General features: G+C 39.5%; 17 protein-coding genes. 7 read left to right on the top strand and 10 right to left on the bottom strand.

The window, feature by feature from the left end; all coding sequences use genetic code 11:
* Window positions 1–37: 37 nt before the first annotated feature.
* From WNY79_RS15755 to WNY79_RS15730, 6 genes are all read right to left on the bottom strand, one after another.
* On the bottom strand, window positions 38–1129 hold the full coding sequence (locus WNY79_RS15755) for a porin (protein ID WP_342876339.1): 1092 nt from the start codon (window positions 1127–1129) through the stop codon (window positions 38–40).
* A gap of 1 nt (window position 1130) precedes the next feature.
* On the bottom strand, window positions 1131–1718 hold the full coding sequence (locus WNY79_RS15750; RefSeq protein WP_342876338.1) for a DUF4956 domain-containing protein: 588 nt from the start codon (window positions 1716–1718) through the stop codon (window positions 1131–1133).
* 1 nt (window position 1719) lies between these two features.
* Window positions 1720–2634, bottom strand: coding sequence for a polyphosphate polymerase domain-containing protein (locus tag WNY79_RS15745; RefSeq protein ID WP_342876337.1), 915 nt, complete (start codon window positions 2632–2634; stop codon window positions 1720–1722).
* Window positions 2635–2711: 77 nt separating this feature from the next.
* Complete coding sequence (locus WNY79_RS15740; RefSeq protein WP_342876336.1) at window positions 2712–5270, bottom strand: CotH kinase family protein; 2559 nt, start codon at window positions 5268–5270, stop codon at window positions 2712–2714.
* A gap of 222 nt (window positions 5271–5492) precedes the next feature.
* Window positions 5493–6620: a zinc-binding dehydrogenase gene (locus tag WNY79_RS15735; protein WP_197184046.1), complete on the bottom strand. Its 1128-nt coding sequence runs from the start codon at window positions 6618–6620 to the stop codon at window positions 5493–5495.
* A gap of 107 nt (window positions 6621–6727) precedes the next feature.
* Complete coding sequence (locus tag WNY79_RS15730; protein ID WP_342876335.1) at window positions 6728–7405, bottom strand: glutathione S-transferase family protein; 678 nt, start codon at window positions 7403–7405, stop codon at window positions 6728–6730.
* Window positions 7406–7579: 174 nt separating this feature from the next.
* On the opposite strand from WNY79_RS15730, the gene WNY79_RS15725 reads away from it, so the two are divergent.
* The 6 genes from WNY79_RS15725 to WNY79_RS15700 all read left to right on the top strand — a co-directional run bounded on the left by WNY79_RS15725 (window position 7580) and on the right by WNY79_RS15700 (window position 14865).
* Window positions 7580–8479 carry a LysR family transcriptional regulator gene (locus WNY79_RS15725; RefSeq protein WP_342876334.1) on the top strand — a complete coding sequence of 300 codons (900 nt, stop codon included), beginning with the start codon at window positions 7580–7582 and terminating at the stop codon, window positions 8477–8479.
* A 622-nt stretch (window positions 8480–9101) separates the two neighbouring features.
* Complete coding sequence (locus WNY79_RS15720) at window positions 9102–9575, top strand: hypothetical protein (protein WP_024597799.1); 474 nt, start codon at window positions 9102–9104, stop codon at window positions 9573–9575.
* A gap of 64 nt (window positions 9576–9639) precedes the next feature.
* Window positions 9640–11274 carry a hypothetical protein gene (locus WNY79_RS15715; protein WP_342876333.1) on the top strand — a complete coding sequence of 545 codons (1635 nt, stop codon included), beginning with the start codon at window positions 9640–9642 and terminating at the stop codon, window positions 11272–11274.
* A gap of 157 nt (window positions 11275–11431) precedes the next feature.
* Window positions 11432–13399 (top strand): hypothetical protein, encoded by a 1968-nt coding sequence (locus WNY79_RS15710; RefSeq protein ID WP_342876332.1) that lies wholly within the window; start codon window positions 11432–11434, stop codon window positions 13397–13399.
* A gap of 107 nt (window positions 13400–13506) precedes the next feature.
* Entirely contained in the window at window positions 13507–13965 is a 459-nt protein-coding gene (locus tag WNY79_RS15705) for a thioredoxin family protein (protein WP_342876331.1), read from the top strand.
* 462 nt (window positions 13966–14427) lie between these two features.
* Window positions 14428–14865 carry a hypothetical protein gene (locus WNY79_RS15700; RefSeq protein ID WP_076925004.1) on the top strand — a complete coding sequence of 146 codons (438 nt, stop codon included), beginning with the start codon at window positions 14428–14430 and terminating at the stop codon, window positions 14863–14865.
* Between the two features lie 123 nt (window positions 14866–14988).
* Here the strand turns inward: WNY79_RS15700 and WNY79_RS15695 are convergent, their stop codons facing one another.
* The gene (locus tag WNY79_RS15695; RefSeq protein ID WP_342876330.1) at window positions 14989–15867 is read right to left on the bottom strand and encodes a LysR substrate-binding domain-containing protein; all 879 of its coding nucleotides are present in this window, start codon (window positions 15865–15867) and stop codon (window positions 14989–14991) included.
* Window positions 15868–15988: 121 nt separating this feature from the next.
* Here WNY79_RS15695 and WNY79_RS15690 point away from each other — a divergent pair, with 121 nt between their 5' ends.
* Window positions 15989–17071 carry a YeiH family protein gene (locus tag WNY79_RS15690; RefSeq protein ID WP_342876329.1) on the top strand — a complete coding sequence of 361 codons (1083 nt, stop codon included), beginning with the start codon at window positions 15989–15991 and terminating at the stop codon, window positions 17069–17071.
* A 29-nt stretch (window positions 17072–17100) separates the two neighbouring features.
* Here the strand turns inward: WNY79_RS15690 and WNY79_RS15685 are convergent, their stop codons facing one another.
* The 3 genes from WNY79_RS15685 to WNY79_RS15675 all read right to left on the bottom strand — a co-directional run bounded on the left by WNY79_RS15685 (window position 17101) and on the right by WNY79_RS15675 (window position 19744).
* A complete protein-coding gene (locus WNY79_RS15685; RefSeq protein ID WP_342876328.1) occupies window positions 17101–18420 on the bottom strand; it encodes a DASH family cryptochrome in 1320 nt (439 codons plus the stop codon).
* A gap of 120 nt (window positions 18421–18540) precedes the next feature.
* Entirely contained in the window at window positions 18541–18879 is a 339-nt protein-coding gene (locus tag WNY79_RS15680) for a transcriptional regulator (RefSeq protein ID WP_342876327.1), read from the bottom strand.
* A 154-nt stretch (window positions 18880–19033) separates the two neighbouring features.
* A complete protein-coding gene (locus WNY79_RS15675; RefSeq protein WP_342876326.1) occupies window positions 19034–19744 on the bottom strand; it encodes a winged helix-turn-helix domain-containing protein in 711 nt (236 codons plus the stop codon).
* Window positions 19745–19788: the final 44 nt, after the last annotated feature.

The following is a 19788-nucleotide window of genomic DNA, read 5'->3' as shown; positions in this document are numbered from 1 at the left end:
GTAATTTTAGGCTAACCGACTAAACACGCAAAGCGCATTAAAACGAGTATTGCAGCCTTAATGAGATTGCGTTGCCCGATGTGATAGTGCCGCCCGCTTCAAAGTAATCGGCTTTAATGTAGTCGGCCATAAACTTTATGTTTTTGTTTACGGTGTAGTTAACGCCAAGAGCGTAGGTTTTTGCGTCTTGGTTTTCTTGCTTGAGTTTAAGTAGGCTATAGCGACCAGTGAGCTCCCAGCCTGGCTCTGAGCTTGCGCCTAGTTTTGCGTTTTTATACTTACGGTATCCGCCCGATAGTTGATAACCAAATTGCAAATAGCCGCCTTCGTAATCATTGGTTGTATTTTCAATACTGGTTACTTGTGCTTGTTGCCACTCGGCCATCATGGTAAATCTGTCTTTAAGCCATAGTAGCTCTACGCCTTGTTGCGAGAGGCTATCGGCATTAATTTTATCGCCTTCTATTAATGAGTCGGCGGTATAAACTTCAAGAGGTTCATTCACTCTAAATTCGTTACCGTCGTACTGCCTCTCACTAAATGCGACGCCTAGGTGTAAAAGGTTGGTGTTTTGCTGCCATGGCACCCAGGCTAAGCGCCCTGTAATAGCAGACGTTGCTTCGTCTTCATCGGGCTCGTAATAACCTAGTTGCCAATTTACTGAGGCTATGTCTCCCGATAGGCTAATACCTAAACTACGCCCTGGCGAAAACGCTTCGCTTATCATGCTTCGTTCGAGCATTAATAAATTACGAGAGCTGGTTAGTTTTTCTAGGCCAAAGCCTTCTTTTTGTTGGCCTATGGTTAAATCGGCATATTTCCAGCCAGAGTATTCTAGGTAGGCGTCTTTTATTTCGGTTTCGCCATCGGCAAAGCCAAGTTGAAATTTACTTTTCCAGTCTTTGCTGATGTCTGATTTAAAACTTAGGCGTGCGCGGCGTATTTCAGAGGTACTTTCTGAGCTGTTGCTGTCGTATTGCCCCTCTAACAATGAGGTATCAAATTTGTTGTAGTCGAGCATGATATAGCCGCTTAGGTCTATATCGTCGTTAATTTTGGCAAAGCTTGCGCTACTAACAAGGCAAAGAGCTGAAAGTGCCGCATAAGTAATCGTTTGTTTAGAGGTCATGTTAGGCTGCCTTTGTTTGTTTTTCGGCTAAGTAACTTACTTTTAGTTGCGCTACGTCTCTTAAAAAGTCGATGTGTTCTATATCTACGGCAACGACGTTTAGGCCCGTGCGCTGTTGTAAATCATGGATGAGTGTGGCTTGGTTTTGCGGGGTTATGTTTTCTATGCGCTCGTAGCAAACGCTTTGTACTTCGTAGCGTTTTACAAATACGCTAGAGTCAATCAAAAAGGCAATTAAGCAAATTATGCCATTAAGAATACTTAGCTCAATTAAGCTCATTTGCCCTACAGAGGTCAGTAAAGCAATGGCAGTAACGAGAAATAAGTAAGTCATCTCTTTAATCGAAATAGACTCAGTGCGATACCTTAGCATGGTAAATACGGCAAATAGGCCAAATGCAAATTCCATTGACATATCAACGCCGTGCAGCAAAAAGGTAATAATAAAAACGCCTACGCCAAATAAAATAAACGAGCCTGCTACCACTGCATTTTTACTTACGCGAAAATAACAACCATAGCAAAGTACAGCCAGCGATAGGATGTTTACTAAAAAGCGGGAAAGAAAAATAAGATCTAATTTGGTCATTTTAATTATTCTCTAAAGGTAATAGTGGGTTAGTGCGGTTAAGGTGTTTTAAGCGGGCTAAAACAGGTTTAAAGCGGTTTACTTTTAAGCGCTCGGGGTAGAGCAAAGCACAGCCAATGCAGTATTTACTAAACGAGGCAGGGAATATGTGGTGTTTGCTCATAAGCTTATAAAATGGCGAGTGTTTTGTTTTTTTACGTTGCTTAAGTTCGGCAATAAAAAAGCCCGGTAGTGTTATTTTGTTATCGCCTTTTGGGGTGTTGTACCATAGGTTAAAATCAAGCGTTAAGCGCTCGGCTTTTTCTTCGTTGGCTAAGGCTATGCGGTTATAGCCGCTTTGCTGGGTTACGTTTAAATCTGCAAAGCTGTTTTTCATTTGCTCTTTCATAAACGCAGTACAATGGGCTTGCTCATTGTTTTTTTCGAGCTTGATGCGTGTTTTAACAGTGCGGCTTTGGTTGTTTTTTAGTTTTACTTCTAGGTATTCGGTGGCGGTATCAACGTAGCGCCTTTGGCGCACTTTGTAGCGATTAAGCTTACCGTTATGGTGGGCTTTATATAAATCAAGCTCAGGCGTATCAAAGTACTGATTATAATAAGAAAATAAACGCTTACCTTGTATATCAAGTACGCGGTACTGCCCTTGTAAGTGAGTTAGTAACTCAGGTAAAAAAGACAGTGGCAGCATAAACTTACTGTCTACACGGTTCATTAAATTAGCGTTATTAAGATCGTTTAATCCGTAACCTTCAAATGGGGTGAGTAACTCGTTAATCAATGTTGATAATGAGCCATCAGCATTTGGCTTTTCAGGTTGAGCCTGCTTATTTTTATTGTTTATAGCAGTAATTGCTACTGGTGAGATTGAAGTATCCTTTTCAAAAAGTTCGTCCTTAAAACGTGCTTGAATTGTCATAATTTTCTCAGATTATTAAATTGCAAAGTAATAGAGTGCAGTGCCAGCGTGCTGGCACTGCGCAAAGGATGGGCTGTTTATCTAGCGCAAAATCCGCTGCCATCGCCCGCTGAGGGCAATGTGCCATCAAGTTGCGCGGCCATATTTGCTACGCGATACTGCATAAACGACGTTAAGCCGTAAAACTGCCCTGTTGTAGAGGTAAGGTTTTGCTCAAAGTAGGTTGAGCCATAAAAGCTAGTTGGGTCGTTTTCTACGTGCTCACGAATTAGGTCGGCTATTTCATTTACGCGTGCGTTAAATGTGTCGCTTGAAAGTGAGCCATTAATAAGTTGCGTTAAGTAACTGTGGTACACATCAAGGTTGCTTTGCTCGGAAAATACATTAGCAATTAATGGGCGCTCGCTTAATGCGCCGCTTACTGGCTCATCAATGTAGAGCTCTCTTACATCTACGCTATTACAATTCATGTTAAAGGTGCCAAATGATTCGTTAAAGTCCCATGGCAAAATGCTAAATACGCCATCGTTATCGTAAATATAATAGTTATGTGCAAGCGGGCCGTGGTAGCTATCTAAATTAGACAGTGAAGTACTTACCGACATATAACGTAAAAGTGTATCTACCTCTATGGCGCTGGTTTCGCCTTCATCTAGCGATTCTACAAAGTTAATAAATGCGCCGTTATCGGTGGTGTCTTCGTTGGTTTGTAGGTTTATATCGGTGTAGCTTAGTATATCGTCACCTAGCCATAGTAAATCGCTGCCTGTGCCATCTGGCTTGTATAAATCGCCATTACTGTTGGCAAAGTGTTTTTCTATAAACTCGCCATCTATGGCTTCTACCATTAAATACAAACCAAATAGCTCGCCATTTACATAAAAGTTAACGTAAGCATGCTCAGGCGTTGGCACGCCCATTTCATCCATTAGCTCGTAGGCGATTACTTCACGCATATACGACGGGTCGTTAAACGAGTTTTGTAATGTGAATTTTTTTAGCCCAAAAAACTTTTGACCCGACACATACTCGTTAATATCGAACTTAAAGCTGTAGCGGTCGCTGCTAGAGTTGGCAACACTGCTTAAGCTTGAGCCGCCTTTAGTGCGAATAGCAACGCTATCAAGTGTTACACCATTAAAGGTAATAGCGGTTTCGTGGTATTCCTCCTCAAGAGGGTTATCTAAAATGTCTTGCCAGTTTTCGTCAGTAATTGTAATAGAAAGCGTATTAACAGCTGCGGGTGTAAATGCGGTTGCTGCTGTATTTTCACTACTTGGGGTAGGTGTTAAAAACGCATGAGTAAAGTCAGTACTGCTACTTAGGCCGTAACTAAAGCCTGTGGCTACATCGCTTTCATCCCAGTCAATGTGGTCAATTACTTCATCGTTGAGTATTAAGCTTAGCTCGTCTTTTTTGCCTAGTTTAAAGGGGACGTAGTAAGTACCTGGATCTTCTTCGGTGGCATAAATAGTAATGTATTGGCCTGCGTATAAATCTATGTCGGGCAGGGTAACGGGGTCTATGTCGTCGCTTTCATCAATAACTTGGTAGTTAGCTAAGTTAATAGTATTTGCGCTGTTATTGTATAGCTCAAACCAGTCGTTACCATCGTCTGCGGCGCTTGCCACCACTTCGTTGATAACGAGTGGCCCGTGGGTTGCTTGGCTGTTTGAGCTAAGCTCTGTTGGAGTTAATACCGCAGTTGCATCGCTGCCATCTGGGTAGCGACCATAGCTGTAACCACTCAGCGCTTGGCCTTTATTCCACGATAGCTGCTCTATAATTACATTGTTACTGTAAAGGCTTACGGTATCGCTTGAGCCTAATTTAAACGCTACGCTTGGCAGATCGCCTAAATCATCGGTGCTTGCGTAAATACGGTAAAACTCACCCGGCGATAACGTAATATCGGGTAGAGCAAACTGTTCGTTATTGTCATCACTTAGGGTGTAGTCTGCTAAATAAACATCGCTACTGCTTGTTACATAAAGCTCTATCCAGTCCTCGCCGCCGCTACTGTCTTTTGCTACTACTTCGTTTATACGAAGTGGGGCGTCTTCAGCAATTAAGGTTGTAACAAGTGAAGAGGTATCTGCTGTTTGATTAGCTGCGCCCTCTGTGGGTGTTAGTGTTTGCGCGGTGCCGGTGCCATCGGTGTATAAGCCGTAACTAAACCCTTCAGCGGCTTCGCCTTCCTCCCAATCAAGTACAGAGATAGCAGTGCCGTCCTCGTATAACGTAACCGCATCGTCGCTCCCTAGTTTAAAGGTGACGTAATAACCGTTATCGGGCGGTGTATCGGTTTCATCAATGGCTTGAATAACAATAAACTCACCTTGCGAAAGCGCTACTGCGGGTAAAGCTTGAGGCTCTCTGTCGGCGTTATCATCAACAAGTGAAAATACCGATAAGTCGGCTATATCTTCAGTGGCGTATAGCTCAATCCAATCGTAGGTTGTATCGCTTGGGCTTGCGACAATTTCGTTAATAACTAGGCCAGTTGACGTGATTGCTGTTGATGAATCAGTACTTTGCTCTGTGCTGGTGTCGGTAGTTTGCTCAGTACCGCCACAGCCATACAATAATGTAGTAGAGGCAATAACTGAATAAAATATAAAAGGTTTTATATTCATGTATGCACGCTTATTATTTTATTAAAGTGGATAAACTATAAGAATAAAAGGTGCAAACAATGTGTAAAAATTCAGTAAATTACATTTTTATGATGGTTTTGTGACGAGCTTTAAGGACGCGTTAACTGCAAGGCTCACAATAATAGCGTGCGTGTATTTAAACGTAAAAAAGCAGATACCTAATTAGCATCTGCTTTTTAATTTTTAACGAAGAATATTCAATTACGCTTGAGGTTTAATTAAGTACTTCTCGCCTGTAGCTTGTTTAGAATAAGCGGCAATTGATTGTAAATGTAATACCTCAGCTAATGAAACTTCGTGCGTGTAGTTGCTCGCAAAAGTAGTGGTGATTTCATTAGCAACGCGTTTGCGCATTTTCATTACTGTATCTGTGCCTAATTTACCTAAAGCATTAAATAACAAGAACCCGTTTACAGCCCAAGCAAAACCAAAGTTTCGGTTTAATGTAATAGGGCCGCGATCTAGTGCGCCATAAATGTACACTTGTTTAAATGTGTCAGAGCCATAAATCGTGTGCTCTTTCATATCGCGCGCAGCTGCAACTTCCATGCAGTTAAGTATGTCACTTGTTAGCTGGCCGCCACCAATAGGATCAAACGCGATAGTTGCACCGGTTTCGATTATTGCAGCTGTTAGGTCAGCAAGAAAAGAGTCCTTGCTTGAGTTAACAATATATTTTGCACCCATATCGCGCAGTAATTTTTCTTGTTCTGGTTTGCGAACTATATTAATTAAATCAATGCCATCGGCAATACAAATACGGTTTAGCATTTGGCCAAGGTTAGAAGCCGCTGCGGCGTGAATAATGGCTTTATGGCCTTCAGCGCGCATGGTTTCTACCATGGCGAGTGCGGTGAGTGGGTTAACAAAAGATGATGCACCTTCTTTTGCGGTAGTCCCTTCTTTTAACTCTAGGCAACTTTGTACATTGGCACATATAAATTGACGATACGTACCGCCACCAATAACAGCCACTGTTTTGCCCATTAATGCCTGTGCGGCTGGCGATGAGCCTGCTGCCACTACGGTGCCCGCGCCTTCATTACCTACGGGTGTTGCTTTACCTACACGGGTTTTAAGTGATGGCATAAATTGAGCTGGAACATCGGCAGTAATTACTGGATCTTCATCAGTACCCGATTGCTTTGCAGTAGACATATCAGCTGCGCTGAATAAAACGCCTAAGTCTGATGGGTTTAATGGTGCAGCTTCAATGCGAATAACCACTTCATCGGCATTTGGCTTTGGCATCTCTATGTTTTTTAAGGCAAGTGTTAGTTTATTGTCTTCGCTGATAGTTGAAGTCAGTTGGATATTTTTATCTGTCATAAGTGTCTCCTGCAAAAAATTAAATTTGTTAAGCCAATCACATTATTGTATTGGCGATACGGTGTTAGTAATTAAAATTTAGAGTAGATTGCTTTTATAGCTACGCGTTATTTAGCGTTTGCTGCTTGAATTTGCGCTTTCACTTTTTGCATAAATTCAGCCATATTCGCTTGGCGATCGGCCTCTATGCTTTGGGCAATGGCTAATTGGCTCATTGATTCGTTCCACTTTTTCATGCCGGGAACTTGTGCAAGTACATCCCAATCAAGCTGGCTTGAGCCAAAGGCGCTAACTATGGTGTTTACGTAATAAACGTAAATGTCTGCCATGGTAAATTGCTCGCCTGCAATCCAAGGCGAAAACTTACACACGCTACTCAAGGCGGTTACGCCACGCGTTAATACTTGGCGTACTTCGGCTTTAGTTGTTTCAGGTACTTCAGCGCCTGAAAATACATAAGGGATGAACCGTCTGCTTGGCAGTTCAAAATAAAGCTCTGCCATTTTCATAATTTGACGTACAACTGCGCGCTCACCTGCATCTTCAGGATATAGCGGGGTTTGTGGGTACGACTCTTCTAAAAAGTCGCAAATAACACTCGACTCTGAAATATTAAGCCCGTTAGCTGTTGTGATTGCAGGCACTTTGCCTGCAGGGCTGATTGCTAGTAACTCTTCACTACCGCCGTAAACAAGGTGTTCTTTAAATGGCAGTTGTTTGTATAAAAGTACATGTTTAACTAGGTTGTAATAGTTGCTAGCAGCAAAACCGTGCAAAGTAATCATAAGTCAGCTTTCCATCATTAACGTGAAGATACTCATTGCCAAAAAATGCAATTTAAGTCCCTGTCTTTAGGTTGAGTACATTATTACTTGTTTTAATTTGCTTATATATAGGGGAAAATGCGAATCACTTTTGTCTTTAAGACAATAAAGCATTTTATTTAATGGAGAGGCAACTTGGATCAACTAAAAGCCATACGGTATTTTATTAAGGTGGTTGAAACGGGCAGCTTTACCAAAGCCGCAAAAGCATTTGATGTGCCGCCCTCGTCGTTGTCACGGCGGGTTGCTGATTTAGAGAAAAGCCTAGGGGCGACGCTTTTAAAGCGTTCGACTCGCATAGTTAAATTGACCGAAGTTGGGCAAATTTACTATAACGATGTTCAGCAAATATTAAATCAGCTAGAGCAAAGCCACGAAACAGTGCGCAGTTATCAAACAACACCAATGGGGCGATTATGTATAAGCTCAATGGTGAGTTTTGGTGACAAAATATTACTGCCACTGCTTGATGAATTTAGCGCGCTATACCCCGAAATTATATTAGATGTTAGCTTAAGTGATGAGCTGTCTACACTTGGGCGTGACGATGTAGATATTGCTATTCGTGGTGGTTATGCGCCAAATGAACGCGTGCTAGCAATAAAACTAATGGATAATGGCTTTATTCCTGTCGCGTCACCCTGCTATTTACAAAAATACGGTGTGCCAAATAACGCCATGGAATTAAAGCACCATAATGGCCTTTATTTTAAAACGCCAGCGGGGCCAACGCCGTGGTTATGTAAAGTAGATGAGCAATGGCACGACGTTTCTGGGCCTGCGGTCGCTATTTCAAATAACGGTTCGTGGCTGGCTAAAAAAGCGTGTAATGGTGAGGGCATTTTAATGTCTACTCGGTGGGCGCTCGACTCATACCTTGAGTCTGGCCAGTTGCAAGAGCTTAAGTTTGAGCATGAATTAGCGATAAGCCAAAATGCGACTATGGCGGTTTATTTGTTGTATCAAAAACAGCGTTATTTAGTACCAAAGGTGAAAGCGGCGGTCGACTTTTTAGTACAAAGAATAAAAAGCTAGATAAATTTTATATTTTTGTTCTCCAGTAATTGCTTTTAATATCATAGAAGAGGAGTTAAAAATTCCTAAATAGTATAAATTCAATGCTTAATAAATAAGCTCGTTTTGACTTTAAAGGAATATTTATATTCCCCTAGTTTAATTTCAAATGTATTTAGGGTGGGCTATGAAAATAAATTTTTCTTGGCGAATTCAGTTTGGTCGCATTGTACCAATATGCTCTTGTGAAAATGTAAACAGTAATGGTAAGAGTGTATTGTTAAGTCTTTTATTAGATGATGGTGGGTTACATTACAGTAAAACTATTTTTTGAATTGATGAAGGAATAAAGAGAATAAACTCTGTTTTAGCAAGTGAATGTAGCTTTCTTGACTGGAACCGCGAAAGATGGGGAACTGAATTCACGCTACACAATGCACAAGTATATTCTTTACTAGACGATAGCTATTTTCAAAATATACCTACGCAGCAGCTTAAAGAAGCTCTTGGCGCGTGGAAGTTATTCTTAGAGTCAACCCCTGAACTACAAAAAAACATTGAAATAAAATTATAAAAGACAGGTTTAATCAGTATGTTAAGCGGTATCAGCTGGCTTAATGTTTAGTTATTGGGAGAAGTACGTATGGTGCCATTTGGTTTAAGTTCAGAGCAGTTTAAAGCTAAGTTTTTAGTTTCATTAGAAAAGATATCACCTTGTTTTATTCGCGAGCTCAAGAAGTTGTTTACAGTTTCAATTCCTGAATCTGTTTTAGGTGCTGAGATTCAAATATTTCTAGGTGATGATTGTATGGAGACTCCTTCAGCTTGGATATATTACGAAGGAAAACAAAAAAAGATAAATAGCACTGATGCTTCAATATTTTCTGGTAAATCAGTGGAGTTACTTTCGGGTGATTATGCTATACCTCATTTTGATGAGAAATATTATATCAATGAAGAGTTCAACGCGGGTTACTTAATTGCTAATCTAACAAAACAATGGCTGGCTGAGAGCTGGTGGAAGGCTGGAGGCTGGGATTATCCTATTCCAGTATTAGTTATGGTTCATGATGATTATGGTGATGGTTCGTCGATTAAGTTGTCTGCAGTTTGCTAATAAATAAAAAGAATACCCTATAACCCCACAAAAATATCTTTCGAGTAAGGACTACCGAGTAAATATGTTGACTATACACTCTCATATCCAAAAAAATATTGATTCAATTCGTGACCCTAATTTTGGTGCGACTCAAAAAGGCACGCCTAATAAAAAAAATAAAGCGACAGTAAAAAGTATTCAAGCGCAATGGAAAAAATTAATCCAAGAGCAGCAAGCTATTATTAAAAGGCAATATGATCGAGGGCTTATTAATTGGCCAGATTGTCGTAGCTTAATGGAGGCTGATTTTAGCGTTGAAGATGAAATATACAGCGCAATGATAAATTGGCTTTCAATCATAGATTTATCAGACTCAGTTGAGGTTGAGTACCTTGCTACGTTTATTGAAATTGTGTGTAGCTCAGACTATTCGCCAAATGGTTTAGTAATATTAAAATATCATCAAACAATATTAGCTAAAATAGAAGAGCTTATTGAACACCAACGAGTACATCAGCAAAATATAAAAATTAACTTAGTTGTTTCGGGTTTAATAACACTTTATTTTTATCATTCGGTGGGCAGTTATGCTCCAGGCTTTGTTGAGCAGTATGAGCTCGATAAAGTTGATATAGCGTTATTACTTCCTGCTTTTTATCGAGTATTTCCGAATGAACATAATAACTTGATAATGAGTATTTTTAAAGAGTATCACCCCGATATTATAAACGAGTTTACTCAGATATTACATTTGAGCATTGTTAGGCACGCTAAAAATAGCAGCTACGGCTGGATGCACTCAAAGCTATTAAGTATGTTTGCAAAGCCTGCAGATGTACTTTATAAAAATGCACCTCTGATCTTCAAAAATTTGATAAATAGCTTTGATTTTTCTGATATTGAGATAGATTATTTAATTGAGAATTTAGTACTAAGCCCGCTTGGAATTGAAGGTAAAAAAACACATCAAGCGCGTATTCAAGAACACTTAAAAAAGCTTGAAATTAAAGGCGCTAAACAAAGTGTAATTAACGATTATCAACAAAAATTAGATAATATAGATACAGTTAGCCAAGCTAAATACAATAAAAATATTAAAACGGCTCTGCGTAGAATTACCGTTTCAGCCCCTACTCGGAAAAGCTTAGACATATTACTTAAAGCCACTACAGATGAAGCTAAAGCAACACACTTAAAATCGTTAATTGTAGAAGCTGATGCTTTAAAAAACGCACCTAAATTATTTAATATTAATAATAAACCAACCGTTTTATTTCGTGATTTTAATTTTAAGTTACTCGTTATTGAAGAGCTGATGTATCGACAAGAGATCCTCTTACCAAAGTTTGATTTAGACTTATTTGCTAAAGAGTATGTAAAACGCGAAATTGATCGAGACGAAGATGGGTATGAGTGTATTCCTGAAGTTAAAAAGTACTTTAAAAACGTAGAAATATCGATGACTTTACTAGATAAAGTAACGCAACTTTATCAAGACAGTGGTTTGGGTGGCGGGGCTGTATTTTTAGAACACATGCATCCATTTTGGGATCCCGGTATGGGAGATGAAGTACCCAAAGTAACGAATAAGGCAATTGACGATTTAGCTTTATTACCTAATCTTACTAAAATAATTGGTTTAGAAAATAGCGAGCCGAGTAAAAAATTATTAAATGCCTTAGCTGAGCGAAATATTGAGTTGGAAGAGGAGAAGTAATTTAGATTACGCCTTCAAACTTTTAGATTAAAAGCAGACGATTATATCTGGGTTCAAGTATTAATTTTTTCTGCTTTTAATTTTATTAACTGTAGCTAAAGCTTTTAGCCAAATGACCGATAAAATACTTAATAGGGTTTAGAGATTAAGGATAATCATGGTTAATAATGCACTTGGCAGCCAGTCTAATTTAAGCACTTTACTTGCCCAATCAGTTAATAACGCTAACCAAACCTCTGTGAGTCCTTCGCTGCTAACCGGTAGCGACCTTCAAGCTATTAATGATTTACAAACTAACGCCCCCAAAATATCCGATGAATTATTAAGCCAGCTAAATAACGAAGCTATTGACGAAGCACTAGTTAGCAATCAAAAAGTAGGGGATATTTTACAACAGCAACTTACCTCGCTATTTACTATTTCAAGTACGCCTAGCACGCTTAACTATAAACTCTCCGATGAAGAACTCGCCCTGCGCACCGTAATAAGCTCTCAGCATGAGGGGTTATTAAAAAACGAAAACAGTACCCAATTAATTGAGCGATTAAATACGTCGGTTAAAAATATTCAGGGTGCTTATGCTAATACCAGCGATATTTTATCGAGTTTAGGTCAGCTTGGGCATGAGCAAAAAACGTTTTTAGCCTCAAGTCAGCAACGTGTTGAGCGCTCACTTAATCCCTACATGGAAAGCCTCAATCGCGCAAAATACGAGGATGACGATAACTACCTGTTTGAGCTCTCGGTAAAAACTAAAGAAGGTGATGTTATAAACATTACCTTTAACTCATCGCAAGGGTACGATGAAAACACAGGCGAAGCCGTTGATGGCTTTAGTTTAAGTTACGAAGTAAATGGCGATTTATCTGAGGCTGAGCATAAAGCACTTACGCAGGTGCTCAGTGGTGTTGGCGAAATGGCCGATGAATTTTTTAAAGCGAGTGAAAACTCATTTAATCCTCTTATAGTGCCAAACCAAACAGACATGAGTTTAGATTTTTTAGCAGGGTTTAATAGTGAGCAGCTAACAGGCTTTGATGTGTCGTTTTCAACAACGCAAAATAAAGATCTTGATTCGAAAGAGAACACGCTTGATTTAAGTTACTCCATTGATGAAGCATCAAACCAGCAAGCACTTGTGTTTAAAGCCGCAGGTGGGCAAAACGACATTGATTTTGCACTCGATATGTCAACCATTGGCGCTAAAGACACGCAGCAAATGCAGCAGTATTTAGCGTCGCTCGATCAAAGCTTAGAAGATAGCCGAGTAAACAGTACCAAAGACGATAAAGAGTCGGCATTTGGGCGAAAAGGCGACGAAGCAATGCTGCAGGGCTTTGCATTATTTAAAGGCGCTTTTGCGAGTATGTCGTCGGCGGCTGAGCGTTATAGCAATTTGGAGTCGCTTGCAGATCAGCACTTTAATGACGGGCGCGCTATGGTAGCCGATTTAGTTGATAACATGGTCGCAAACGATAGCCGTTACCAAGGGCTAGGTAATAAAGCGCTGAATACATTAGGAGCGGGGATTTCTAAGCTCGCTGATTTTGATGCTACATTTTCTTATGCGCTGGATAACGGCGACTATCAGCCTAAAAGTACCATTGAGCTAAGCCAAGCGACTGATCAAATCCAATTAGGGGATCTTAGCGGTGTAACACAAAGTAAAAATGTAAGTAGCCATTTTGATTATCAATACAGTCGCCCTGATTACTACAACAAAGAAGAGAGTTATAACGTAGGGTCTGCGGTTAAAAATAAAGAACTTGTGGGGCTCGATCAGTCTCACGAGGTTGATGTTGATACAAAAATGTATGCGTTTAACCCGCAAACTAACCAATATGAGCTGCAAATGGCGATGCAAGAGCAAACAGTTAGTAAAAGCGACATTCGCTTAATTGACGATATTTGGCTTGAAGAAAACGAAAACAGCTACTCAATGCATAAAAAAGAGCGCGATGAGAGTGATGACAAGCAAGATGATTTTATAGAAACAAACCGTCACTCACACACCAAGCTTGTTACCTTAATTGGTGACTTAGATAAGTTAGCCGAGAATAAAGACGTAAGGAGAGAATATTTAACTAACTTATCGCAAGTTAATTTTTTTATGGATAAAAAGTAACGCTTTAGAGCTGTTCACTCCACACTCAATATTGGGTATAGTCGTTAAATGCTTTATTTAATACCTAACTTTAATACCTAATTTAATATCTAATTAAGAGCAACCTTATGTTTAAACAATTAATTTTATTGTGTGCTTTAAGCATGCCGTTATTAAGCTGTGCTGCTGACGCACCATTTTCGGGGGGTATTACAACTGATGTACTGCTAAGCGACTACGACAAATTTAACGAGCAATACAAAGCATTTACGCCAACAGCACAAGACATTGCGTTAATGCAAAAGCTAGAAGGTAAAGAGCTAATTGTATTATTTGGCACATGGTGCCACGACAGTGAGCGCGAAGTGCCGCGTTTAATTAAGTTACTAGATGAATCAAAAGTACAACTTGCAAGCATTGAATATGTGGCCGTAGGTTACAACAAGCAAGACGATGCAGGTATTGCACAGGCTAACGACTTGCAATACACCCCAACGTTTATTGTTAAGCAAAATGGTAAAGAGTTAGTACGCGTAATTGAAAAGCCAACGGGCACGTTAGCGCAAGATTTAACTAAGGGTTTGTAAGGTCTATTCTTATGCTATGGCAATTCAATTAAAAGGATGTATAAAGCTTGGCATTCTTTGATTTGTTGCTAATTATAGCCTGTCATTTAACGTCAATTAGGTAAGCGTTTTGTGAGCATCATCCCGCGATTTTATTTATAATTAATATGGATATTTATGAAGTGCAAAAAGTGTAAATCAGGAATTACCTCCCCAATAGTTAAAACGACAAATCTTAACGGGACTCCAATCGCGTCATCATCTTGCCCAGTGTGCGGTGAAAATTTAGATGATTCAAAAAGATATTGGGTTTTATTAATTATTTTACTTATCGGCATTGGTGTAGCATCAAGGTATTTTTCTTAACCTTAGTTATATTATCCACACATGTGAATGAGCAAGACTTTAGTTTTGATTATTAGTCTTTTATTTTATCCGACTGATTTAGTCTTTTACTTAAAAGTTATGTGACTTATGAAGTTAATGCGATCTGAAAAAGTTCAATTGTGGTTTTTGATAAATGCCAACAAATTGTTTGTAGCTGCAGCTGCTTTTGGCGTTATTTTTGTCTTGATTTGGGGGGATGCTTCTCAATGGGAATACGAAGAAGATAAAAATCACTACAGCGCTTTTTTTTCATCTATTGATAGCCGAATTAGTTTTGTAAACTATGGCTATTCAGGTACCAGTTTAAGAGTTGTTTTGAATTTTGATGCCGAAGGGCTTATTCCGGATGACATTAAAAGCATAACTCCAAAGTATAAATATTTAATTCTTGAACGCATTTGCAATGATTTAGAAAGTTTGGAACTTTTAGAAAGCGGCTACTATTTTGATGTGGATTTAAGGGATATCAGTTCTGAACACATGTTTAAAAATTATTTTAATTTAATAGTGAAGCATGAAAGGTGTATCACGTAACACAAGTGAGTTTTAACTTAGCTAATAGGCATCAGAAAGACTAAAGGGCTCAAATTTTGACTTCATATATTAAACTTTATCTAAATTTGCTACTGGTGCCTTACTACTTACAGATTGTGAGCATTATTCACTAAACAGGCTTTTTTCGAACGCTTGTGCAGCGTGTGAAGACGGTCTGTCTTTATAATGCAGTTGATAAAGTGGCCGAGAGAGTTGCTCGTTATTTTTTTGACTCAGGCGTGTTAATTTACCAAGCTGCACCAAATCCTCAGTAACTACATTTGGCAATAAAGCGACCCCCATACCTTGAGCGACGGCCCTTGCTATGGCTTCGTTGCTGCCTAATTGCATACTTTGCTCTGTTTGTACGCCATGCTCTGCTAATAACTTTACCGACATTTCTAAAGTGCCAGAGCCCGGCTCGCGCAGTAGCCAAAACTGCTCGTTTAACCATGCTTTTAAGTCTTTCGTGGGCTTAAAGTTACTGGGTATAACGACACTCATTAAATCGTTTTGCCAGTGCTTACTTATTATATGCGGCTCGGTAGGTGTGCCTTCAACCAGTGCTAAATCTATAGTGCATTCAAGTAAGGCATGCTCAATTTGCGCGGTATTAGCCACTTGTACTTCTACTTTTATATGTGGGTATTGGGCACAAAATTTAGCTAAATAAGGTGGTAACCAATAGCTGGCAATGGTGGTGCTGGTACCTATAACGAGCGTGCCGCGTTTTAGCCCAGTGCGCGATTTAATATCTTCAATGGCGGCTTTTTCTATGGCAAAAATGCTACGTGCATGATCATATAAGGCTTGGCCACCCTCGCTTAAGGTGAGCTTTTTACCCTTAGATGCGCGCTCAATAAGTTGAATGTTTAACTGATGCTCAAGTTCTTTTAGCGCCTTAGAAACAGCGGGCTGGCTTATAAAAAGCGCTTCGGCTGCGCCTGAAAAGCTACCCAATTTAGCCACTGTATAAAACACCCTAAGTGCATGTAAGTTCATTGAATACCTTAAATTGTATAACCTTAGGTTATCGAATCATGATTTTAATATATTGGAGTTATATTTTGCGCTCTCTTAAAATGAAGTCAACAGTTTAACGTTGTTCAATTGAAGGAATATTATGCTTAGCGCTATTAAAAATGGGTTTCAGCCTTTGGGTATTAATACTAAGCAATACGGCGATACGCGCTGGTGGATTGGCATGTTACTGGTTATTGTACTTGCGGGTGTTGCTATTGCGTTGAGTAAATTACCAATAATGCAAACTGCGCAATTTAGCTCACTCACTATTGGTATTGTGGTTGGTATTATTGTGGGCAACAGTGTGTTTTCGCGTATAGCTACGCGTACCGATGTAGGTGTTGATTACGCTAAAAGTATTTTACTCAAAGCGGGTATTATTTTATTTGGTTTTAGAATTACCTTTGCACAGGTGGCTGGCGTTGGTTGGAGTGGGTTACTAACCGATATTGTTATGCTCAGCGGTACGTTTATATTAGCAATACAGCTTGGTAAACGTGTATTTAAGCTTGATGAGCAAACAGTAATATTAATAGGTGCGGGTAGCTCTATTTGTGGCGCAGCAGCTGTAATGGCAACCGAGCCTGTAATAAAAGCGCAGGCACATAAAGTATCGGTAGCGGTAGCAACGGTGGTAGTGTTTGGCACGTTAAGTATGTTTGCCTACCCAATTATGTTTGATTACATGGGGCTGAGCGAGCACGCATATGGTATTTTTGTTGGTTCAACCATCCATGAAGTAGCACAAGTGGTTGCAGCGGGCACAGCTGTAAGCGCCAATGCAGCCGACACCGCCGTTATAGAAAAAATGCTACGCGTAATGATGCTTGCGCCATTTTTAGTGGGTTTATCGTTTTGGCAAAGTAAAAAGCATGCAAAAACAAACAATAACGTGCATGGCGGCGAGCAAAAAACGGGTATTACCATCCCTTGGTTTGCAGTGTTATTTATTGTGGCAAGTGGTGTGCATTCACTCTCTATTATTCCTCAAGTGGTTACAAGCGCTATTGTATGGTTTGATAATATATTACTCACTATTGCTATGGTGGCTTTGGGTTTACGCACACATGTTGGGGCAATTCGCCAAGCCGGTATTAAACCGCTGCTACTGGCGCTGTGTTTATTTTTGTTTTTAACATTGGGTGGTTACGCTATTAATATAGGCATTGCTGAGCTGTTTTAAACGTTATTTGGTAAAAGTTGATTGGCGGCTTAAATTGGCCAATCAACTTCGTTTAAAGTATCCAGCTGTGTGCTGGTATTTTCATTGCCTTGCCATTTATTAGTGTAAACAGCGTGCGGATCAAACTGCGCGGTTTGTTTTTCAATATTAATGTGCCTACCACCACGCGGGTCGACCCCTACACCCGCTATATATTGCCAATTACCCCAATTAGCGGCTACATCGTAATCAATCAATTGTTGTTCAAAATAAGCCGCGCCATAGCGCCAATCAAGGCCAAGTTCGTTAACTAAGCAGCTTGCGGCAATTTGCCTTGCTCTATTTGATATATAACCGGTCGTATTAAGCTCGTTCATAATGGCATTGACTAATGGGTAGGGTGTTGAGCCATTACACCACGCAGCAAAGCGGTTTGGTATAAACGTAGTAAGGGGTTTTGTTTGCTTTTGACCTTTAAAGCTAAATAGGCTGTTGCCTGCTTTAAGTGCATGCCATTTAAAATACTCTCGCCATAGCAATTCAAATTTAATCCAGTAGGTAGACTCGTTTGTTATTTGGTTATGTTCGTACTGTTCAACGGCTTTATAAACTTGCCGTGCACTTACACAACCAAAGGCAAGCCAGGTACTGAACTTTGTGGTGTTATTAAAGCCATCAAGCTCGTTTCGAGTTGTTTTATAAGTACTTGGTAGCAAGCCTGAAAAGTACTGCGCTAAATGAGTTTGCGCACTTCTAAATCCGCCGTGCATTATCGCGTTGTTGTCATCACTATATTCAGTAAGCTCAATTGGTTTGGCAGCACATAGCGTTATAGGTTGAGGGAGTAAACCTTTAGGCAGAGTTGAGGTTGTTATAGGTATGTTTACTGCCTCTACTTTTTTTCTAAATGGGGTAAAGCTTTTAGGCAGCTCGTTTAAATCAAAAGGGAGGTCGCTTTGTTGAAATAAAGTGTCTTGTTGAGTTGTTTTAAATATGACATGTGAACAATGTGCTTTTAGTCGCGCAAGTTGGCGCTGCTCGTATGTTCCAACATGTTCACTGCACACCACTTCGTCAATGTGTTGCTCAGCTATGCGCTGCTTCAAAACACTAACAGGTTCGCCCTCAAGTACGTGCAGTGTTTGCCCGTGTTCAATAAGCGCTTGTTGCAGCTCAAATAAGCTTTGCATTAAAAACTGTTGTTTATGCACGCCATATGGCTTTTGTTGGTAGTTATTATTTTTAATCCAGTGCGGGTTTATTACAAATACAATATCGAGCGCACATTGCCCAGTAGCAAGTTCGCTTAAAATAGGGTTGTCGTCTATTCGTAAATCGTTTTGTAGCCAATATAAAATACGTTTGCTCATAGGTTTGCTCAGGTTTTTATAATCATTAACTTTACGAAGCAAAAGCGGGTAGGGATTAGTCAGCTGCAAGTTTTAGTAATGAAGCGGTGAGCAAGTATTGCTTACTCACCTGTTTAGGTTTTATCGAACTGGTTTGGTCGTGTTAGTGAGGTTAATAGATACATAAGCAATTAAATATACAAATACGCTAAGCGGTAAACTACAAATAAATAAAGCAATTTTGTACTTTTTAGCAATAGATGGTTTAGGCATTATGATTGCAAAAAGCATATTCATTGCTAACCAAAAAATGGTAACTAACGGTGAAAGCGTTGTTTTAGCGCTTGATAAATCACATGTGCCAAATGAAATACTGGCAATAGATGCGTTACCTATTTCTATACATTGCGCGTTACCAATTAGGCTGATGGTAACTAATGTTGTAATTAATAATAGTGTTAGCGGCAGTAAATGTTTCATATTTTTTCCTTAGTTATTTAATTTTATGGGTTGCTCTAAAGCGCCTAAACAAATTAAAACGTTTGGCAAAAAATAACGATAACAAAGCCGTTAACTAGTTATTATAAAGTTATAACCACGATATCACCTCGGTTATAACTTTAATAAATCACTATTATTCAATGGGTTGCGTTTTTACTTTAGCTATAAGCTGATAACCTCGCTTCATTACAGATTTTATATATGTGGGGTTTTTTGTGTCGTTATCGTTAAGGGCTACACGTAGTTTGCTAATAACTCGCCTTACTGCGGTGTCGGTTACAATTTGATTCTCCCATACATTATTGTGTAACTCTTCAAGGCTAACTATTCTTGGTTGTTGTTCTATTAAATAGCTAAGTACCTGCATGCATTTGGGCTCTAATGTGTAGAGGTTATCTTCTTTAATTAAAGACTGCTGCATGCTGTCAAAAGTGTACTCACCAATTATTAGTTGATTAATACTCGGTTTTTCAATAACAGCTTTTGCGTCATCAGGGTTAGGCTGAGCTGTTTTGGCTGAAGAAGTAGTTGCATATTTTTGATAAACCCGAAATACCACCATTCCAGTTAAATTCATTAATAGTACTAACGGGCTCAGTGGGAACGCACATAGGAAAAGTAAATATTTAAATCCCACGTGTATATTTGGCTTATTAAGCATTTGCCCAAATAACACACTTAAAAGCATCCATATAATAAAATAAGGCGTAAGGGAAATTGAATCAGTTTGCTCCCCACAAACGCCATATTTTACTCCCTCTATGTAGTTTGATGCATCTAAACAAAACGCATTAACTTGGCTGCTAAATAAAATGAGTGATATAAAAATAAGTAGGTGTTTCATTAAAAGTCCGTTTAGAAAAAGGCGGCAAATAATACCGCCCTCAT

The sequence above is a fragment of the Pseudoalteromonas sp. AS84 genome (assembly GCF_038900255.1).
Taxonomy (GTDB): domain Bacteria; phylum Pseudomonadota; class Gammaproteobacteria; order Enterobacterales; family Alteromonadaceae; genus Pseudoalteromonas.
Note: the sequence above shows the minus strand (reverse complement) of the source record. Positions and strands in the feature narration are given on the sequence as shown.

Coding starts and splice junctions, on each gene's coding strand:
- WNY79_RS15710 (WP_342876332.1), top strand. CDS start 11,432: ATGGTTAATAATGCACTTGGCAGCCAGTCTAATTTAAGCACTTTACTT.
- WNY79_RS15735 (WP_197184046.1), bottom strand. CDS start 6,620: ATGACAGATAAAAATATCCAACTGACTTCAACTATCAGCGAAGACAAT.
- WNY79_RS15675 (WP_342876326.1), bottom strand. CDS start 19,744: ATGAAACACCTACTTATTTTTATATCACTCATTTTATTTAGCAGCCAA.
- WNY79_RS15700 (WP_076925004.1), top strand. CDS start 14,428: ATGCGATCTGAAAAAGTTCAATTGTGGTTTTTGATAAATGCCAACAAA.
- WNY79_RS15740 (WP_342876336.1), bottom strand. CDS start 5,270: ATGAATATAAAACCTTTTATATTTTATTCAGTTATTGCCTCTACTACA.
- WNY79_RS15695 (WP_342876330.1), bottom strand. CDS start 15,867: ATGAACTTACATGCACTTAGGGTGTTTTATACAGTGGCTAAATTGGGT.
- WNY79_RS15730 (WP_342876335.1), bottom strand. CDS start 7,405: ATGATTACTTTGCACGGTTTTGCTGCTAGCAACTATTACAACCTAGTT.
- WNY79_RS15680 (WP_342876327.1), bottom strand. CDS start 18,879: ATGAAACATTTACTGCCGCTAACACTATTATTAATTACAACATTAGTT.
- WNY79_RS15755 (WP_342876339.1), bottom strand. CDS start 1,129: ATGACCTCTAAACAAACGATTACTTATGCGGCACTTTCAGCTCTTTGC.
- WNY79_RS15715 (WP_342876333.1), top strand. CDS start 9,640: ATGTTGACTATACACTCTCATATCCAAAAAAATATTGATTCAATTCGT.
- WNY79_RS15705 (WP_342876331.1), top strand. CDS start 13,507: ATGTTTAAACAATTAATTTTATTGTGTGCTTTAAGCATGCCGTTATTA.
- WNY79_RS15745 (WP_342876337.1), bottom strand. CDS start 2,634: ATGACAATTCAAGCACGTTTTAAGGACGAACTTTTTGAAAAGGATACT.
- WNY79_RS15685 (WP_342876328.1), bottom strand. CDS start 18,420: ATGAGCAAACGTATTTTATATTGGCTACAAAACGATTTACGAATAGAC.
- WNY79_RS15720 (WP_024597799.1), top strand. CDS start 9,102: ATGGTGCCATTTGGTTTAAGTTCAGAGCAGTTTAAAGCTAAGTTTTTA.
- WNY79_RS15750 (WP_342876338.1), bottom strand. CDS start 1,718: ATGACCAAATTAGATCTTATTTTTCTTTCCCGCTTTTTAGTAAACATC.
- WNY79_RS15690 (WP_342876329.1), top strand. CDS start 15,989: ATGCTTAGCGCTATTAAAAATGGGTTTCAGCCTTTGGGTATTAATACT.